This window comes from Candidatus Mycolicibacterium alkanivorans, from assembly GCF_022760805.1.
Taxonomy (GTDB): domain Bacteria; phylum Actinomycetota; class Actinomycetes; order Mycobacteriales; family Mycobacteriaceae; genus Mycobacterium; species Mycobacterium alkanivorans.
Genome location: NZ_JAIVFL010000001.1, coordinates 811,308 through 828,006, shown reverse-complemented (window position 1 = coordinate 828,006; position 16,699 = coordinate 811,308). Strand labels below are relative to the sequence as shown.

The window sequence follows — 16,699 nt, the reverse complement described above, 5'->3', positions numbered from 1 at the left end:
TTTCGGCGGCTACAGGAACTTAAGAATCGCCGGTCGCCCTTCGCGGCGACCTCTCGGCAGGAGCTTTCCGTACTGGCGCCTTCTTCGCTGGCTCCTTTTTCGCAGGAACCTTCTTGGCCGGAACCTTCTTCACGAGCGGGGTCTTCCGTGGCGCGGTCTTCGTCGGAGCCTTCCGCGGTGCGGTCCCGCCCGTCGGCTCCAGATCCCGCGGCCCTCCGGCGCCTGGCATCGGGATCTTGAATTGCATGACGTGGTAGGGCCACGATCCCGGGTTACGCCATTGGCTCAGGAAGATGTGGAAACCGCTACCGGGTCGCGATCCAGGGATGATCGATGGGCCGTACAACTGCGCCACGGAATCGCCGCGTTCCTGGCCCCAGTCGCCACCCACGATAGGGCTGGTCGTCGGCCAAGTGTTGAGATCGCTGTTCTCGAAGTCGGGGAAGACTTTCACGTCGAGTCGGTAGTCGCGGGCGTTGAACGCCACCAACACCCATTGACCGTCGATGCGGCGCAGGCACAACTCGCCGTATCCGCCGTCCAGCACGGGCGTGGGCTCATGGCCCCATGCCCATCCAAACTGACCGAACTCATCCGGACCCCACCCCCATCCCTGATACGCCCCTGGGTCGTCGATCCGGTCGGCGGGCACGCGCCGCAGAATGATCGGCTGATCCCGTTCCCTGCGGAAGCCGGTCGACATGATGTACACGAACCCGTCGTCGCCGCGATCCCACGTCCACAACTGAGCCAGCCCGCCATGCAGGAATGGGTCTTCCCATCGAGGGCCGTGTCTTTGCCATGTCCGACCGTCGTCCACCGACTTCCAAATCTCGGTGAATCCGACATAGCCGAACGGGAAGTGCGCGCTGGTGTGCAGGTAGATCGTGTTGCCGATGGTCATCACGTCCGACGGCAGGACGGTCGAAAACTCCCCAGGAATAGGAGTTGGGATGTGCGGGTAATCCCACAGCTGCCTCGCGTTGTTTGGATTTGGGCCGGCGGCCTCGGTCCAGACGATGCCCCCGTCGAGATTCTTGGTGTCCGAAATCAGGCCGACGGTGGCACGCCAGTCGTCACTGGGCACCCACGGATCGCGGAAGGTGTCCCCGAAGACCGCCAGGATCCGGCCCGACGGCGTCTGGGTCAGGACGCCGAGATCGGTTGCGGCCATCCCGAAGCGGTCGGTCAGCCCCGGACCCGTCACGTCGCCGATCTTCATGGCGTGATCTACGGGCCGCCCCGGGTCGATCGGCTCGAAGGCACGCAAGGCCCCGGGACCGACGTCGATCCCGCGTGTTCGGGGGAGATCCCTTGCCGTCGGTAACGGGGTACGTCGCCCAGTGACATACCTGCCGCGCTGGTTGTGGATGGTTTGCGGGTCGATCCACTGGGGCTGGTCGAGGCTTCGGGTGATGCCGAATTCTCCGAAATGGCCCAGATTCCAGTAGTCGCTCCTTCCTGGGCCGGCGCTCGGCGCCGGTTGCCCGCCGTCCAAGGATCTGGTGCCGATGCCACCGCCGCCGTCCTCGCTACTACGAGCGAGCAGTTCTTCGAGGCGCTGGGTCAGCGGCCCGAGATCGCGAAGAAGCTGGAGCAGTTCCCCTTGTTCTGAAGCGTCGAGCGACATGTCGATTCCTTCTGTGGTTGTGGTATCGAGGGACCGCCGACCCGGAACGAGGATGCGGTCGATGGGGAATGCAATACGTTCGCGGACCATCTCCCGGAGCGGTGGAACTCCGATGAGTTCCGGATCGCGGCCGCAGAGTCGGATGAGATCGTGAAGGGTGCCGTCGAACTTGTTGACGTCGCACCTCGACTGCAAGCCCACGTGGCCGTCTTCGGTGAACTGAAGAATCCGCGGTTTGCGACCCGACATCACGTTCCAGCCGGGCGCGGTATCCGTCACGCCCTCGTACTGCTGCCGGAAGGGCCGGGGGTCTCCCGACCCGTTGTAGTTGGCGTTCCAGATGTCGAAGCCGGGCGGCAAGCCGTTGCCGTACTTGGAGAATGGCGCGTAGGCGATGACGTATCCGAAGTTGCCCCGCCTGGCCAGGCGATCCCGCACCGCAGCCACGGCCCGCGCGACCTCATCTGCGCTGGGCGGCGGAGTATCCTTGGATCCCTCGGCGTCGATCTGCCAGATCCATGGGACGTCCTTCCACCACGGTGTGCGCCGCTCGACGTAGTCCAGCCAGAAATCCACTTGGCCCTCGATGTTGCCGGGCCACAGGAAGTGGTAGGCGCCCAACACCGGAATTCCAGCCGCCCGCGCACGCTCGAGCGCGGTCTGGAAGTTCACGGCCTGCCAGTCTCCGCCCTCGGTCGTCTTGTGGATGAAGAACGAGATCCCGTCACGCTGCGCAGCTACCAAATCCATCGGACCGCGGTTATCGGACCAGTCGTAATCCGAAGCGTCCCAACCCCATACCGGTTTGGTACACGGTATCGCAAGTCGCTGCAGTGGCGACGGGCCCGCCCCCTGCTCCATGGCCGTCATCAGGGCGGCAGAGGTGCCCCAATGCACGTGGTTGCGGTGTTCACTCTTGGTGGCTTCGCCGTAAACGGCACCGCCCGGATAGCGTTTTTGGTTCTTGACGTAGAACCCGTTGTCGTCTTGAAAGGGCGTCGTGTGAATGAGCTCGACGGTGTAGTCGGCGAAATTGTCGTACAGCCAGCGGGCGATATCGCGCATCTTCGCCGAACCTGCGGGAAAGCCACCGGCGCCGATGTCGATCGCCACCGTCCGCGATCCCTTGTACCACCATCCGTAATGGTGCGAAACTTCGCCGTGGTCCCCGTCCATGGCGCTGGTGATGTATATCTCGTCGGCCTTCGGATAACGCTCCAGGAATCTGATCATCCGCTCGCCGAGCAGACCCGTCCTGACTTCGTCCCACCGCGCAATAGCCATGGCTCCCCCACCTCACGATGCGTGATGCCCGGTCAGTCCAGTATGGCGCCCATGGGCGCCATACCTTCGGTGAACCGCGCCGCCCGCCCCGTCGTCGAATCCAGTCGATTCCGAACGGCGCTCCAGGCCCCATCCGCCGTACCGGACAGCGCTCATGATGTCCCCTGAAATATGTTCGTATTCCGGTATTCGGAAAATTGACGCCTTCGCGTACTAAATTCGTCATTCGAACGGCGACTTCGAACCTTCGTTGAATGCCGCAAGGGGGTGGGTAGCCCGCGACGTCCTGTCCGTGGTGGGTAGTCGAGTGTTGGTCGTTCGCGGCAGTGTCACGCCGAACCTGGGGGATTGATGAGTGCAGAGCAGTCGACACCGAGCATCTTCGACGACAAGACCTTCAAGCAGAATCACCGTTGCTTCGACCCAACCGATACCCGGATCATCGGTGGCGTCCCCACCACTGAGTTTCCCGAGTGTGTCGCCGTCGGCGGGCTAGATCGATATTGCTGCACCGGCACGCTCATCGCGCAGCAGGCGGTACTTACAGCCGGGCATTGCGCGGCCCACGGGTGCCGTGAGCGGATCTTCATCGGCAACAATGTGGAGCAGCAAGGGACCGAGATCCGCGTACAGGACGCCATCATGCAGCCGGACTATGTTCCGAACTCGAGGGTGCAGCCGTTCGACGACATCGCCGTGCTCATTCTGGTCGAGCCGGTCCAGACAGTCGAGCCCGTGCAGATCTGTTCGTTGGATGCGATCGCCGCGGCGCGCTCCGTGAGGCTTGTTGGCTTCGGCAATACCGACCCCGGCTCGACTACCGGCTACGGGATCAAACGGATGGTAGACGTCGGAGTTGCCTCCGAGAATGCGGGTTTCGGCGCGCGCTTTGAGACCGAATTCGTCGCCGGAGCCCCAAATCTCGACCACGACACGTGCAACGGCGACAGTGGCGGGCCCGCGTACGTCCTGGTGGATGGGCGGTTCGAACTCGCGGGCGCCACCTCACGCGGAACTCGGGGAGCCCAGCGGAATTGCGGAGACGGTGGGGTGTACACCCGAGTTCCCGCCTATCGGAACTGGCTCGTGGCCACCGTGGGGCCGCTCGGCTAGACCGACCCTTTCAGGCCGGACCATCGGTATGAAAGTGGTTGATCTTCAAAAAACGATCTTGACCGAGTACGAGGGGGAGAGATGGAAACTCAGTCCTTCGCCGACGGGACGTTGCGCGTCACCTATCCGGATGCGTTCGACCCACCGACCGAACTGCGCGAGGCCGTGCCGGGCCTCAGGGATGCGGATCCATTGACCCTCGCCGTTGACGACCCCACTGCCCTCATCGTGGGCGCATTGGGCGAACAGCAGTTCACCCTGGTTCGGCCCCTCGAGCTAGCGCCGACGCCTGGGCTCGGCGGTGCGCGGATGGCTTCGCCCGAATCAGCCACGTGGACAGTCAATCTCGACGTCGCGGCCGACGAGAATGCCGTGATCCTGCTCGATCACGACGGCGTGGTGTCTTGGCAACTGCCCGACAGGCGCACCGAATCCAAAGCCCCGCCCACACGCGGCCGAGCGGACGTCGCACGCTCGACCGTGACCTTCGAGCTCACGGTCGGTGACGACACGTCCGCTGGCGGAGGACTTAGGGATGCGACTGGCGGGCTCCTTCCCGCCATCGGGCGCCTGCGCGCCCATGTCCTGAAGTTCGTCGCCAAGGCGGTCGCCGGGCAGGCGATGACCTTTCTCGAGCGAGACGTGCAGCGCGGTCTCGTCGTCATCAAATCGCACAACCCGGTGCAGTGGGAGTTGGTGTCGACGCTCGCCGACGTGAACCTCCCGTGCGACCGGCCCGCGCGAATCCTGCTCTTGGTGCACGGTACGTTCTCGTCGACACTGGGCAGTTTCGCGGGACTTGCGGCAACCCCCGAGGGGCGCGACTTCCTCGAAGGAGCGATCAGTTCCCACGACGCGGTTATTGGATTCGACCATCCGACGCTCAGCCGTGACCCGATGGAGAACGCGACCGATCTGCTTACCCGATTACAGGCCGCGCAGCTTCCCGTGCCTCCCACCATCGACGTGGTGTGCTACAGCCGTGGCGGGCTCGTCGCGCGGAGCCTCATCGAGTACCTGTTGCCGTCGTCGACGTGGCGTGCGAACGCCGGCCGGGTGGTCTTCATCGGCGCCACCAATGGCGGTACCTCCATGGTGGAACCCGAAAACTGGCGCGAGTTCATCGACCTCTATACCAATCTGGCGATGGCCTCGACCCGCGCCATCGGGCTCATCTGGGGAAGCTTGCCGATCGCCGAGATCGCCCGCGGCGTGATCGACGGCGTCGGGGCGCTCGTGAAGTATCTGGTCGCGTACTCCATCGACGGTGGAGGAGTTCCCGGCTTGGCCGCGATGAAGCCCGATGGTGACTTCGTGCGACAGATCAACCAGAGCCAGCCGGGTCAACCTGGCTCTGGCACACCATGGTTCGTCATTTCGTCCGACTTCGAGCCACGTCTGGTCAGCGATGACGACAGATTGCGAGAGCTCCCCGCCCGCCTGATCAAGAAACTCGTCGACGGACTCGCTGATCAACTGTTCGGGACCCCGAACGACTTGGTCGTTGACACGAAGTCGATGAGTTCGATCGACGCCGAAACCGGCGGCTTCGTGGCCGACAGCCTGGCCTTCGGCGCCAACGGCCGCGTCTACCACCTGGCCTACTTCATCCAGCCCGAGGTTGCCCGAGCGCTGACGGACTGGTTGGTAGGCCAGCGCGGCTCGGGCGTCGTTCCCCCGGGGAGTGTGGTCCAGGCAAACCTGCCACGGGCGGCGCAACGCGACATCGCGGTGGTTGACATCGACACCCCCGTGTCCGACGTACGGCGAAGGCTCAACAGCAATACCACCTGGTTGGTGGTGCGGAACACCGGCGGTTCAATTTCTCGAGGAGGCGGCGGCTTCGACCGCTCGTCCGGCAGCTTCATCAACTATCCCTTTGATCGAGAGATGATCTCGACGCACATCCAGGGAGTGCCGGGCACGCGCTCCTTGAATGACGCCATCAATTTCGACGATCTGCCGGGCTCACCAATCATCGACATCGGCGAGGTGACGCCTCAGCCGGCCATAGCCGCTGACGACAGACCCCCACCGGACACCGTCGTCGTCGACGGCGGCCGTCCAATCGCGGTCATACCCCAGCCACTGCCGCCGATGTCCCTCGACGAAATGGTGGAACGCCCGCAGCCTCCCGGAAGGCCTGGCCCAGCGCAAGCCGACCGTGCCGAGGACGCGGGGGACCGGGCGCACCTGACCGCGCAGATGCCGGACCGGGTCAAGCTCGGTGGAACGGTAACCGTTACCTGCACGCTGTCCCACGAAGGCGTCATCGTGAACGCCGGTGAAACATTCGGTGAAATAGAAGGCTTCTTCCCGCGGGATCCCAATCGTGCTGTTGTCATTCAACTGATTCCGATGATCAATGCGGAAATCGTTGGAGAGGGCCGAGTTTCGATTGCCATGCCCAAATCGGGTCACGTCGCGCCCTTGTTCTTCGACTTCATACCCACGCAACTGGGTTCATGCGAGGTGTGGGTCGTGGCTCGACAAGGGGAACTGCCACTGCTGTCCTTGAGCCTGAAGGCAGTTGTCGAGCAGGAACTCTCGGGCGAACCGACCACGCGGCCCGCGGAGGCGGGTGTTCCCGTCGCGCCCCCCGCCGAAGCGGAGCGGGCTCAAGTGCTGACCATCTTCGAGACCGTTGACGGCAACAAGGTTCGGTACGAGTACGACATGTTCGACGAATCGCTCGACATCTCGACCCACGGGGTGTCGCCGGATCTTGGCGATCGGGAGCAGTACGTCAAGGGTCTCTTCGCAGAGATCGAAGCAACGCGGCTCAACAGCCAAGAGGACGCGAACAACTTCCTGGAGAATCTTCAAGACATCGGCAGCAATCTGTTCACCCAGATCTTCCCCGAGAATCTGCAGAGGGAACTCTGGAAGCACCGAGACGATCTGAAACGACTGGTCGTACGCTCTAGCGAACCGTTCATCCCCTGGGAACTCATACATCTCAAGGATCCCGACGCGGCAGCGCGGCCCCAAGCTGCGCTCTTCCTCGGCCAGCTGGGTCTGGTGCGCTGGCTGAACCTGCCGAAGGTCGGGTACCTGCCGAGGACGTTGCGGCGACGTCACGGCCGCGTCCGATCACTGTGCGCCAAATATGGGAACCGGTATACGTCGACGCTGGCGCAGATCGAGGAAGAGGAAAAATTCCTGAAGGACAAACTGGACGCCACACCGGTCGACCCAACCGCGGGCGCTCTTCGAAAGATGCTGAACGAAGGCGACTTCGACATCTTTCACTTCGCAGGGCACGGACTCGCGAAGCAGGACGGGTCGAAACAAACCGTGATCCAGCTCGGCGATGTGAAGCAAGCGGACGGGAACTTCAAGGGCATCTTCTTCAGCGACGACAACGTCCGGGCGAACGCGGAGCTTAACAAGGACGGCAGCGGCGGCCCCTTGGTCTTTCTCAATGCCTGCCAGGTGGGTCAGCAAAACATCGAGCTCGGAAGCATGGGTGGTTTCGCGCACGCCTTCCTCGGCGGCGGTGCGGGCGCCTTCGTCAGCACGCTGTGGTCCGTGGGCGACAAGCTTGCGCGGACCTTCGGTGAAGAGTTCTATAAACAGCTTCTGGCTGGCGAAACGGTTTCAGCCGCGGTGCGGCTCGCGCGCGAAGCGGGGCGGCAATCACCGGACATCAGTTGGCTCGCGTACGTCGTCTACGCGAATCCGTCAGCCAAGCTGGTAGCTCCGCCGGAGTGAAGGCGGGAAGCCTTGAACCGTCCCCGGTTTTATGCGCACTTCCTTTGTTGGGAAGGATGGCGCGATGCCGAGCAAGTACGACGAGAACACCAAGGCCAGGGCGGTGCGGTTGGTCCGCGAACACCGTGACGACTACGACAGCGAGTGGGCGGCGATAAAGGCCATCTCTGGCCGGCTGGGGATGAACCCGGAGACGCTACGCAAGTGGGTGCGCCAGGCCGAGGTCGATGCCGGTGAAGTCGCCGAACAGGCACCCGACCTGCACGAACTCGCACCTGTCGAGCACGCGCCGTTACCAGTTAACCAATGCGAGTTAGCTTGTGCAACAACAACATTCACTACTAGGTGAACGTTCAAGATCTGTGGATCGGGTGAACACGTGGGGTCCTCTTGCAGCGGAACGGCTTTCTTGGTCGAAACCGATCCTTGAGCAGGGACCCCACGTCTTGCTCTCACGACACGCCGGAACTCCAGTCACACCCCAACCTCACACGCCCCAAGTAAGAAAACCTCAGTATCGGCATCGATAGACAGCGTAACCCGGCCGGCCCGAACACTCGAATATTGGTTTGCGTCAATTTGCTTCAGCTGTCGGACCGCCTGCAGGGCCGGCCGTGAGAAGATGCTTCCTTCACGACCTGGTGGGGAGGCGGGCCTTGGCTGGACGGATCGTTCTGGTGGACAGCTCCACCGCGATGACGCTCGCGCAGATCCTTCCGATCCTGCTCTTGACTTTCGCTGTGGAGTTGCGGCGCACACGGCGACATCGGAGTCTGTCGCGCATCCGGCAAGCGGTGTTCTTGGTGCTGTTCGGGTTGGTCGAGACGACTCTCGTGCTCTCGATCGACGGCGCGTTGTACCCGTTCCAGTGGTTCGACATCTTCTCGGCGTTCATCATCTCCGCCCTGCTCGGGCTCATCTTCCTGATGTCGTTGTCGGATCCCGCGCTCGAACCCGACGATGATGACGATGCGTAAACCTCCGACGCGCGCTCGCCGAAGTTGATGACCTCACCGCGGTTGATCGACACAGGCAGTGGCCGTCGGGGAAGAACGCGTACGGGCAACATGACGTCGAAGTGGAAGTCCCCCGACTCCGGGCGCCCGGTCACATCGTGAACCTCAGGTTGCGGGCGGCGCGATCGCCGATCTCGTCGTCGCCGCTCCAACTGACTGCGCCGGAGTCGATCTGGGCCTGCGGATCGATTCGGCCGCAAGCGAGTTGGATGAAGGTGGTGGAGTCCGTGGCCAACGTCGCGTCCGGGTGCTCCAGGTGCTCGACGCGCTGGGCGCGGCCGTCGACACGCACGTCGATCTCCCGGACGATCGGCCCAGTCAGCCGGATGGCCAAGCTCTTGCCGTCGGGCAGACCGACCTTCTTGCCAACGATGTAACCGATGGAGCCCTCCACCTCGGCCAGCGCGATCTCGGCGGCCAGACCTGAGTCGTCGGTCTTGCGGCCGAGCGGGGTGCTGATGTCGCGCTCGTGCACCCAGAAGTCGAACACCCGGATCTCCAGGAATCGTCCGTAGGTGCCCCGGCCGGTGGGCATCCACGACGGGCGCTGCAGATCCTCGGTGGTCAGCTTGCCCAAGTCAGCGCGCCTGCTGTCGTAGACTCCGCGGACCTTCTCGACGAGCACCGCGGGGCCGTCGGTGCCCTCCAGGAACTTGGCGGCCTTCTCGAACGGCGGCGGTGTGGCGTCGTCCTGCGGCAGCCAGCCGGCCATCACAGCCTCGATGCTGGTGACGTGCTGGACGACCTCGTGGACGTTCCAGTCCGGGCACAGCGACCGGGTCTGCCACTCGGCGTCACCGAGGTCGGCGCACAGCGCCTCGAACTGCGCGTAGCAACTCTCCAATGCGGCACGGATCTCCGGAAGGCTCCTCATTTCGAAGACCCTATCGGTCGGCGCCGGTCCCGCCGAGGTCCACCGCCTCGCCGATCACGTGCTTGGAACCACCGGGCGTCTGCACGCACTGCCGGGCCGCGACGATGGGGTCATCGTCCCGAACCGCACCGGCAGCAGACACCCGGGGCCAAAGCAGCGATCCCGGATTCACCCTGCCGGAACCGCCGGTGATCCCCTTCCCGTGAGAATTCGATGCGGTGGACCGCCCGGATAGGAAAGACTCGACGTGATGAGTCCTTTCCGGGTGGTCGCGCCGCTGGCCGCGGCCGCGCTCACATTGACCCTGGCCGGCTGTGGCCACCCCGCGACGGCGCCCGTCGCGCTGGTATCGACCACCGCGGTCGCGGCGGCCGAGCCGGCTGCCCCGGTCACCTCGCCTCGGCTGGCATCGGATCCCGCCCGGATCGGCGACGACCTGGTCGCCGACGAACTGGCGCTGCGCGACCCGTCGACACCGGAGGACGCCCTGGTCGCCGCCGCGCATCGCCAGCAGGTGGCCTACCGTGCCATCGGCCGTCACCCGGACTGGGACGGGATCATCCGGCCCAAGATCCCGCCGGAACTGCTCGGCTTCTATGACCGCAACATCGAAGCCCGCCGTCAACTGGCGGCGATGGCCGTCCCGAGCGACACTCTGCCGGCCTGGCGGATCGAACCGCCGCCTCCCGCCGACGAGCTGCTCGGCTACTACCGCGAGGCCGAAGCGGCCACCGGCGTCGGGTGGAACTACCTGGCCGCGATCAACTTCATCGAGACCCGGTTCGGCAGCATCCACGGGGTCAGCACCGCCGGGGCAGAGGGCCCGATGCAGTTCCTGCCGTCGACCTTCGCCGCGTTCGGCGAGGGCGGTGACGTCCGCAATCCGCGCGACGCCATCATGGCAGCCGGGCGCTACCTGGCCGCCAACGGTTTCGCCACCGACCCCGATCGCGCGATCTTCCGGTACAACAACGCCAGCCAGTACGTGGCGGCCGTCAGCCAGTACGCCGCGGCGATGGCCGCCGACCCCGCCGCCTTCGGCGACTACTACCGCTGGGACGTCTACTACTTCTCCACTGCCGGAGACATCCTGCTGCCCATCGGTTTTGCCGAGACCGAACGCATTCCCGTCCAGGACTACCTGGCCACCCATCCGCAGTGAGTCCCCACTACCGGCGGCCGCGCACCGTCCACACCACCCGATAGGAACCGGCCGCGGGCACCCACCCGAAGCGCCGCGAGTCGACCACACCCGGCGCGCCCGGATTGTCCGAGCACGCCTCGAACGCTGCGCCACGTCCACTGCCCCGCACCTCGCCGACGCGTTTGACCAGCCAGCGCGACGGCAATCGGGGGTCGGGGAACACCCGCAACTGGCCCTGCCGCGGCCTGCCGCCGCGCACCGAGAGCAGCCCGTCGCCGGGGTGCAGCGTCGGCCGCATCGAGTCCTCGACCACGACAAACCGGCGCACGGGCCAATACCCAAGCCCATGGTTATGACGCATGATCAAAGGGTAAGTTAGGCGCATGCTGCAACGACTTTTCGCCGACGCCACCGAAGCCCATGCCCACTGCGATCTGTACTGCGGCGTCTATGACCCCGCGCAGGCCAAGATCGAGGCACTCTCGTGCCTGAAGACGCTCCAGAAGTACCACGACTCCGACGACGAGCACTTCAAGACCCGCGCCATCATCATCAAGGAGCAGCGGGCCGAGGAGGTCAAGCATCACCTGATGGTGCTGTGGGCCGACTTCTTCGCCAAGGAGCACTTCGAGCAGTTCCCCAACCTGCACCAGCTGTTCTGGGACGGCGTGCACGGCGCGGGTGACGTGAAGAAGTCGCTCGACGTCGCCGTCGCCGAGAAGCTGCTGGCGACCATCGACAAGATCTCCGACATCTTCTGGCAGACCGAGAAGGCCAAGGGTATGGGCGTCTACCCGCCCGCCTGATCCCGGCAACCCATTCGTCGACGAGGCCATGTCGACACACCGACGTAGCAGCGCTCCAAGCGCGCTCGCCGCGTGGGTCGATCACCTGGTTGGTGATGCGGTGCAGCGTGTGCGCGGCCCGGCATGCGCGAGGTCCATGAACACCGTGGCGGCGTCGATACCGTCCCAGACACCAGGACTCCTGACGTAGCTCAAGAATTGGTGTGCGGTCGTCGGTGGGATTTGATGCTGTAGCGCAGGGTCAGGTCGGTGCCGGGGTAGACGGTGTTGGTGTCGTTGAGTGCTTGGCAGAGTTCGTCGATGGCGGCGGTGTGGCGGGGCGCTGGTAGCGGGTCGAGGCGGATGTGCAGGGTGTTGGTGTCGTGGTCGGGGATGATGTCGCCGGAGCCGGCCAGTGCGGTGCGGATCAGGGTGTGGGCTTCGTCGTCGCCGCGGGTGTAGCCGGTGTCGGTGAGGATCGCCCGCGCCAGCGATTGTGCGGTGTTGAACGCGGCGATGCGGATGGCGTGGTGGATCAGCTTGGTTTCGGTGTCGAGGACCTGCTGGCCGGGGTGGACCTGGGCGAGCGGCAACCGGGCGGGGATCGCGTGGTGGGCGGCCTGTGCCGCCTGGAGCGCGGCGTGGGCGGTGTGGGCGTCGGCGGTGATGGTGTTGATCATCGCGTTGGTGAGCACGGTGGTGGTTCCCGGCGGCGGCGTCGACGCGGTCAACAGTTCACGATCCCGGGTGGTTTCGGCCGAATGCAGTGCCCGCCTGGCTTTTTCGACCTGTTGGTAGGCGAGCTTCTTGGCCGGGTTGGGCACCATCCGGTCCGGGTCGTCCTGGGCGGCGCGGTAGCTGTCGTGGGAGTCGAGGTCGAAATGCATGCGGGCGTAGCGGTAGTGGTTCTCCTGACGCCAGCGCGATCCCATCTGGTAGCGGATCTGCGCGGCGGGCAGGTCGCGCCGGGTGGTCAGGATGTGCATCTGCCGGCTGCGGGCGCGATCGTGGAGGCTGATCTGTCGCATCGCGAACACCTCACCGGCGCGGGACCCGTCGGTGATGGGCAACTCGACGGGGGTGTCGGCCAGTGCCCAGGTGTGGGTGCGGCCGTGTTCGTCGATGTGGGTGTGTTCGGTGAACTGGTGCTCGTCGAGGTCGGCGATGCTGCCTTTGCGCCAGGTCAAGGTGTCGAACCCGGCCGCGTGCAGGTCGGCGAACAGGATCGGTGACCAGCCGCCGCGGTCGAACCCGACCAGCACCCGGCGCTCGTCGCCGACCATGGCGCGCAGCTGCGGGATCAACCGGCGCAGCTCGGCGGCCAGCGAGGCGCCCGGTTCGGCCATCACCACCAGCAGCGGATCCCCCGCGGCGTCGGCGACCCAGGTTTCCACCGTCGCGGGGGCGGGGAACTTCAACCGCGGCACATGGGTTTTGGCGATCTTGCGGGTGCCCTGATAGGCGCGGACATGCCCGTCGACATACAGCACCGCCGCCTGCTCGGGCCGGTCCTCGACATGCCGGGCGGCCATCGCGGCGATCCAGTCGCCGGCCCGACCCGCTTCGGCGAGCAGCCCGATCTTGCGGCGGATCGTCTTGACCTCCGGGGCCCGGTCCAAACCCAGCACCCGCCCCAGCGCGGGCGGGTCGATCCGGGCGGCGCCCTCGGCGCGAGCCTCGCCCAGCAGGGCGCGGAACACGCTCTCGCACAACATCGTATCCAGCGAATAAAACCCGTTGGGCAACCCGCCGTAGACGGTGTGCGCGCACTCGAGCAGCCCGGTCGCGGCCAGCGCGGGCAGCGCCAGCAACACCCCGGCCAGCGGGGCCCGCCCGCACGGCGTGAACACCGGTGGCGCGGACGGGATCAACCCGAACCGCGCCAACGCGCGCTCCCCGCCGCGGTCGACCGGATCAGCCAACACCGGCACCTCGGTGTTGGCAGCAGCAGCGCCAGTGTCGGTGACCGGCACATCGGACATCGTTGCCGGGCAATCCTGCTCGGCTTCCACCTCGATCTCGACCTCGGGTTCGACCGCGATCTGCGGTTCCGACAGCAGGTGAGCATCCGAACCCGTTGGGGCGCCAGGATCTTCGGTGTCGGTGTCGGTGTCGGTGTCGGTGTCGGTGTCGGTGTCGGTGTCGGTGAGCGCGTTGCGGACGCTACCCGCCGACACCCCGGTCGCCGCGGCGATGGCGCGGTAGGACGCCCCACCGTCGCGTAACCGGCGGATCGCGGCGACGGTGTCGGCGGTCAGTTTCGACTTGCGTTTGGGGCCCTTGCGTTCGCCGAGCAGCCCGGCCATACCGCCGTCGGTGAGCCGGGCCTCCCAGCGCCGCACCGTGGCCGGTGTCACCGCGAACGCCTCGGCGACCTGCAGCTGGGTGGCCGCCTTGATCCGTATCAGCGACACCGCCGCGAACCGGCGCCCCGCGGTGTCACCGGCGTCCCACGCGTAGGCCAGATTGCCGTGCACGAACACCCGGCCACCGTCGTCGTCCTCGACGATCGCTGCGGCCGTGCCGACCGGGCGCGCATCCTCGGGCACCAGCGGCAGGGGCGGCTGCACGGTCATCACGGTCATCGTCCACCACCCCCCGTAATCGTGCGAAATAGCTATTTCTATTATTAATCATAGAAGCCAAAGTCGTGCGCCGACACACCGAGAAATCCGCAGATCAGAGCACTAAATTACCGACCGGACACAGGCCCTATGTCAGGAGTCCTGGACACCGATCTGTCCGCAGTAGCGGCGGCGCCGCGGTGGCCAAAGCCGCGACCGCGCCTCAGCCGGCGCTCAGCGCGAGCGTAGACGCCGGTGTCCCGGACACATTCGTCACGAGCTTGTACAAGGGTGCTACCCAGCCGTGCCCACCACTGGCGGCCGGGAAGTACGACGTGTGGATGGCGATCGCTGCGTCGGTGACTTTGGTATCCGGGTCGTAGTCGCACACCGGATCGCCGGCGTCGCAAACGCTGACGGTGCGCGCGCCGATCGCCGGGGGCAACATCGCGGTGTTCGTCGACGCGAGGAGCGAGTGCTCCTGGGCGACGCCCTTGCCGCGAGCCTGTGCGCCGGCGGCGGACCCCAGATCGATGGTGTTGTCGGCGGGCAGGCGGTCACCGTCGGCGATCAGCAGCGCGGCGGCGACGTGTGGGTCGTCGGCGAGCTTGAAGAGGTTGCGGTGCACGACCATCGCGCCCTGCGAGTAGCCGGCGAGGACGACCTTGGTGTCGGGGCAGCGCTCGGCGAAGGTGTTGAACTGCTGGGCCACCGCGTCGGTGCCGTCGCCGACGCTGCCGAGGAACTCCAGCCAGCCACTCAGTCCGCCCTTAAGCGGAACGGGAGCAGCGGGGTACTGGACGGCCTCCGCGTCGATGGTGTGTCCACTGGCCGCCAGGTCATCCCGCAACTGTTGGTAGGACTGATACACCACGTCGCCCATACCGCCGTTGGCTGTCAGCCCCGCCCCGTCGCGCTGTCCCGAGCCGGCCGCGCCGATCCAGTGGTAGTCGGCACACGACGGTGCGGCGGCGGCGGTACCGGTGGCCAGACCGGTGACGGCGATCCCGGCCAGTAGCGCAGCCGAACCCAAACGGCGAAACACGACGAAACCCTCCAATGTGATCAGCAGGTTGATCGTCGCCCGGCAGCCTACCGTTACCCCGATCCGAACCACCTGGTGAGCGCCGTATCGAGCCGACCGCCGGTCCGGCTCCCAGCCAGGCGACGTGTCCGTCGGGCCGGATCACCGCCATGGTCGGTTCAGTAACCTCATCGAACACGGAAGTTCCCATTTACCGACGTAGTTGGCGTCGACCTGTCGGATTCGGCTGCCCGGAGCCACGAGTACCCGGAGCACCGAGGTTGAGCAGCACCGGGGGCGTCGTAGACACGTCCGATGGGCCCGCTGCGGCTCTACTCGCTGCTCCGTCCACATCGGAGGTGATGGCCAGGCCCAACATCATCGCAGCAATCCGCTTGCGGGGTTCGTCCGCGCCGTCGGGTGAGGTCCGGCGGATCACCTGAGCCAGCCTGTGTGGTGTCGCGATCAGCTACCCTGACCCGGAATTCGCCGCCAACTCCCTCGACGTGCCGCGTAACCGGCTGGACCAGAACTTCGTCTTCAAGGACAGCTGACGCCTGGCGGTCAGGACTTGGTCGCCACCAACGACGGTTGTCCGACACCGATGCTGATTCGGGGATCCTGCGCCGGGTCGAGCCAGTTGAGTACCGACTTCATCTCGTCGCGGCCGATCGCGACGCATCCCCACGTGGGATTGCCGTCGGTCACGTGCAGGAAAATTCCGGCCACGTTGCCCGGGATGCGCTGCGGATTGGACGCGATGTTGACGGCGTAGTCATACACTGGCCCGGAGTCATACAGGTTCTCGACGACGGAGGAGGGCTGGTCTGCACTGCGCACGTGTGTGTTGTACGTCGGCGACTTGGGGTCCTCGTCCCACCAATCCTGCTTTGTGGCTTGGAAATATGGCATCTTCGTGCCGGGATTGGGTTGTCGGCCGAAGGATTGGTCGAAGGCGAAGGTGCCCTCGGGGGTGCGGTAGACACCGTCGGCGGGAGCTCCGACACCCAGCTCACCCACGTGGGCCGGAGTCGGACCGAGGACAGCTTTCCACTGCTGGCCGTCACGTTGGTACGCGATCAGCGTGCCCGTCGTCGCATTCGCCGCGGGCACGCCGACGACGATCCACTGCGCGGGCTGGGCTGCGGCGGGTTCGGCGGATGCGGGCGCGGCGAGGGGAAGACTCAGCGCTACCAAGCCAATTCGCCCGACGACGGTCGCGACGGTCTTGGGAAGCTTCACAGTGGATTCATGCTATCGGCCTGCCGTAACGGAATTGGCTCGCTCAAGACTCTGCCGAATAACGAATATGGCTCGACTTGGTGTGCACTCCGTTACAGAGTGGGCGCCGAGGTCAGCTACGCCCGCGACGTCGTCGCATCGCGATCACCGACACCCTCGCCAAGTCACCGGAGTTCCCGCAGCGCCCCGAACGCTTGCAGGTCCAGGGCGCACTGGAACCGGTCGCCCGCGGCGTGCTGCTCGATCGCGACGACGTCAGCGGCCATGTGACCCGGCCGGTGAAACTCGGTGCGGCCACGCGGCGCTGAC

12 protein-coding genes and 1 pseudogene are annotated in these 16,699 nt (G+C 65.5%); 7 read left to right on the top strand and 6 right to left on the bottom strand.

What is annotated here, in order from left to right; translation table 11 throughout:
- Positions 1-19: 19 nt before the first annotated feature.
- A complete protein-coding gene (locus K9U37_RS04135; protein ID WP_243070635.1) occupies positions 20-2,914 on the bottom strand; it encodes a DUF4185 domain-containing protein in 2,895 nt (964 codons plus the stop codon).
- A 351-nt stretch (positions 2,915-3,265) separates the two neighbouring features.
- Here K9U37_RS04135 and K9U37_RS04130 point away from each other — a divergent pair, with 351 nt between their 5' ends.
- The 4 genes and pseudogenes from K9U37_RS04130 to K9U37_RS04115 all read left to right on the top strand — a co-directional run bounded on the left by K9U37_RS04130 (position 3,266) and on the right by K9U37_RS04115 (position 8,718).
- Positions 3,266-4,027 carry a S1 family peptidase gene (locus K9U37_RS04130; protein WP_243070634.1) on the top strand — a complete coding sequence of 254 codons (762 nt, stop codon included), beginning with the start codon at positions 3,266-3,268 and terminating at the stop codon, positions 4,025-4,027.
- Between the two features lie 81 nt (positions 4,028-4,108).
- Positions 4,109-7,741: a DUF7379 domain-containing protein gene (locus tag K9U37_RS04125; protein ID WP_243070633.1), complete on the top strand. Its 3,633-nt coding sequence runs from the start codon at positions 4,109-4,111 to the stop codon at positions 7,739-7,741.
- 64 nt (positions 7,742-7,805) lie between these two features.
- Positions 7,806-8,012: pseudogene (locus K9U37_RS04120) on the top strand (transposase); the annotation flags it as partial.
- Positions 8,013-8,397: 385 nt separating this feature from the next.
- Entirely contained in the window at positions 8,398-8,718 is a 321-nt protein-coding gene (locus K9U37_RS04115; protein ID WP_243070632.1) for a hypothetical protein, read from the top strand.
- 130 nt (positions 8,719-8,848) lie between these two features.
- Here K9U37_RS04115 and K9U37_RS04110 read toward each other — a convergent pair whose 3' ends face one another.
- The gene (locus K9U37_RS04110; protein ID WP_243070631.1) at positions 8,849-9,631 is read right to left on the bottom strand and encodes a maleylpyruvate isomerase family mycothiol-dependent enzyme; all 783 of its coding nucleotides are present in this window, start codon (positions 9,629-9,631) and stop codon (positions 8,849-8,851) included.
- 250 nt (positions 9,632-9,881) lie between these two features.
- On the opposite strand from K9U37_RS04110, the gene K9U37_RS04105 reads away from it, so the two are divergent.
- Entirely contained in the window at positions 9,882-10,793 is a 912-nt protein-coding gene (locus tag K9U37_RS04105) for a lytic transglycosylase domain-containing protein (protein WP_243070630.1), read from the top strand.
- Between the two features lie 7 nt (positions 10,794-10,800).
- On the opposite strand, the gene K9U37_RS04100 is transcribed toward K9U37_RS04105, so the two are convergent.
- Positions 10,801-11,136 (bottom strand): S24/S26 family peptidase, encoded by a 336-nt coding sequence (locus K9U37_RS04100; RefSeq protein ID WP_372489383.1) that lies wholly within the window; start codon positions 11,134-11,136, stop codon positions 10,801-10,803.
- Between the two features lie 22 nt (positions 11,137-11,158).
- Here K9U37_RS04100 and sodN point away from each other — a divergent pair, with 22 nt between their 5' ends.
- Entirely contained in the window at positions 11,159-11,581 is a 423-nt protein-coding gene (gene sodN, locus K9U37_RS04095; protein WP_243070629.1) for a superoxide dismutase, Ni, read from the top strand.
- Positions 11,582-11,772: 191 nt separating this feature from the next.
- On the opposite strand, the gene K9U37_RS04090 is transcribed toward sodN, so the two are convergent.
- The 3 genes from K9U37_RS04090 to K9U37_RS04080 all read right to left on the bottom strand — a co-directional run bounded on the left by K9U37_RS04090 (position 11,773) and on the right by K9U37_RS04080 (position 16,390).
- Positions 11,773-14,145, bottom strand: coding sequence for a putative transposase (locus K9U37_RS04090; RefSeq protein WP_243070628.1), 2,373 nt, complete (start codon positions 14,143-14,145; stop codon positions 11,773-11,775).
- Positions 14,146-14,347: 202 nt separating this feature from the next.
- Positions 14,348-15,169 carry a cutinase family protein gene (locus K9U37_RS04085; RefSeq protein WP_243070627.1) on the bottom strand — a complete coding sequence of 274 codons (822 nt, stop codon included), beginning with the start codon at positions 15,167-15,169 and terminating at the stop codon, positions 14,348-14,350.
- A gap of 543 nt (positions 15,170-15,712) precedes the next feature.
- On the bottom strand, positions 15,713-16,390 hold the full coding sequence (locus K9U37_RS04080) for a L,D-transpeptidase family protein (RefSeq protein WP_243070626.1): 678 nt from the start codon (positions 16,388-16,390) through the stop codon (positions 15,713-15,715).
- A gap of 80 nt (positions 16,391-16,470) precedes the next feature.
- On the opposite strand from K9U37_RS04080, the gene K9U37_RS04075 reads away from it, so the two are divergent.
- Positions 16,471-16,698 carry a hypothetical protein gene (locus tag K9U37_RS04075; protein ID WP_243070625.1) on the top strand — a complete coding sequence of 76 codons (228 nt, stop codon included), beginning with the start codon at positions 16,471-16,473 and terminating at the stop codon, positions 16,696-16,698.
- Position 16,699 lies beyond the last annotated feature (1 nt).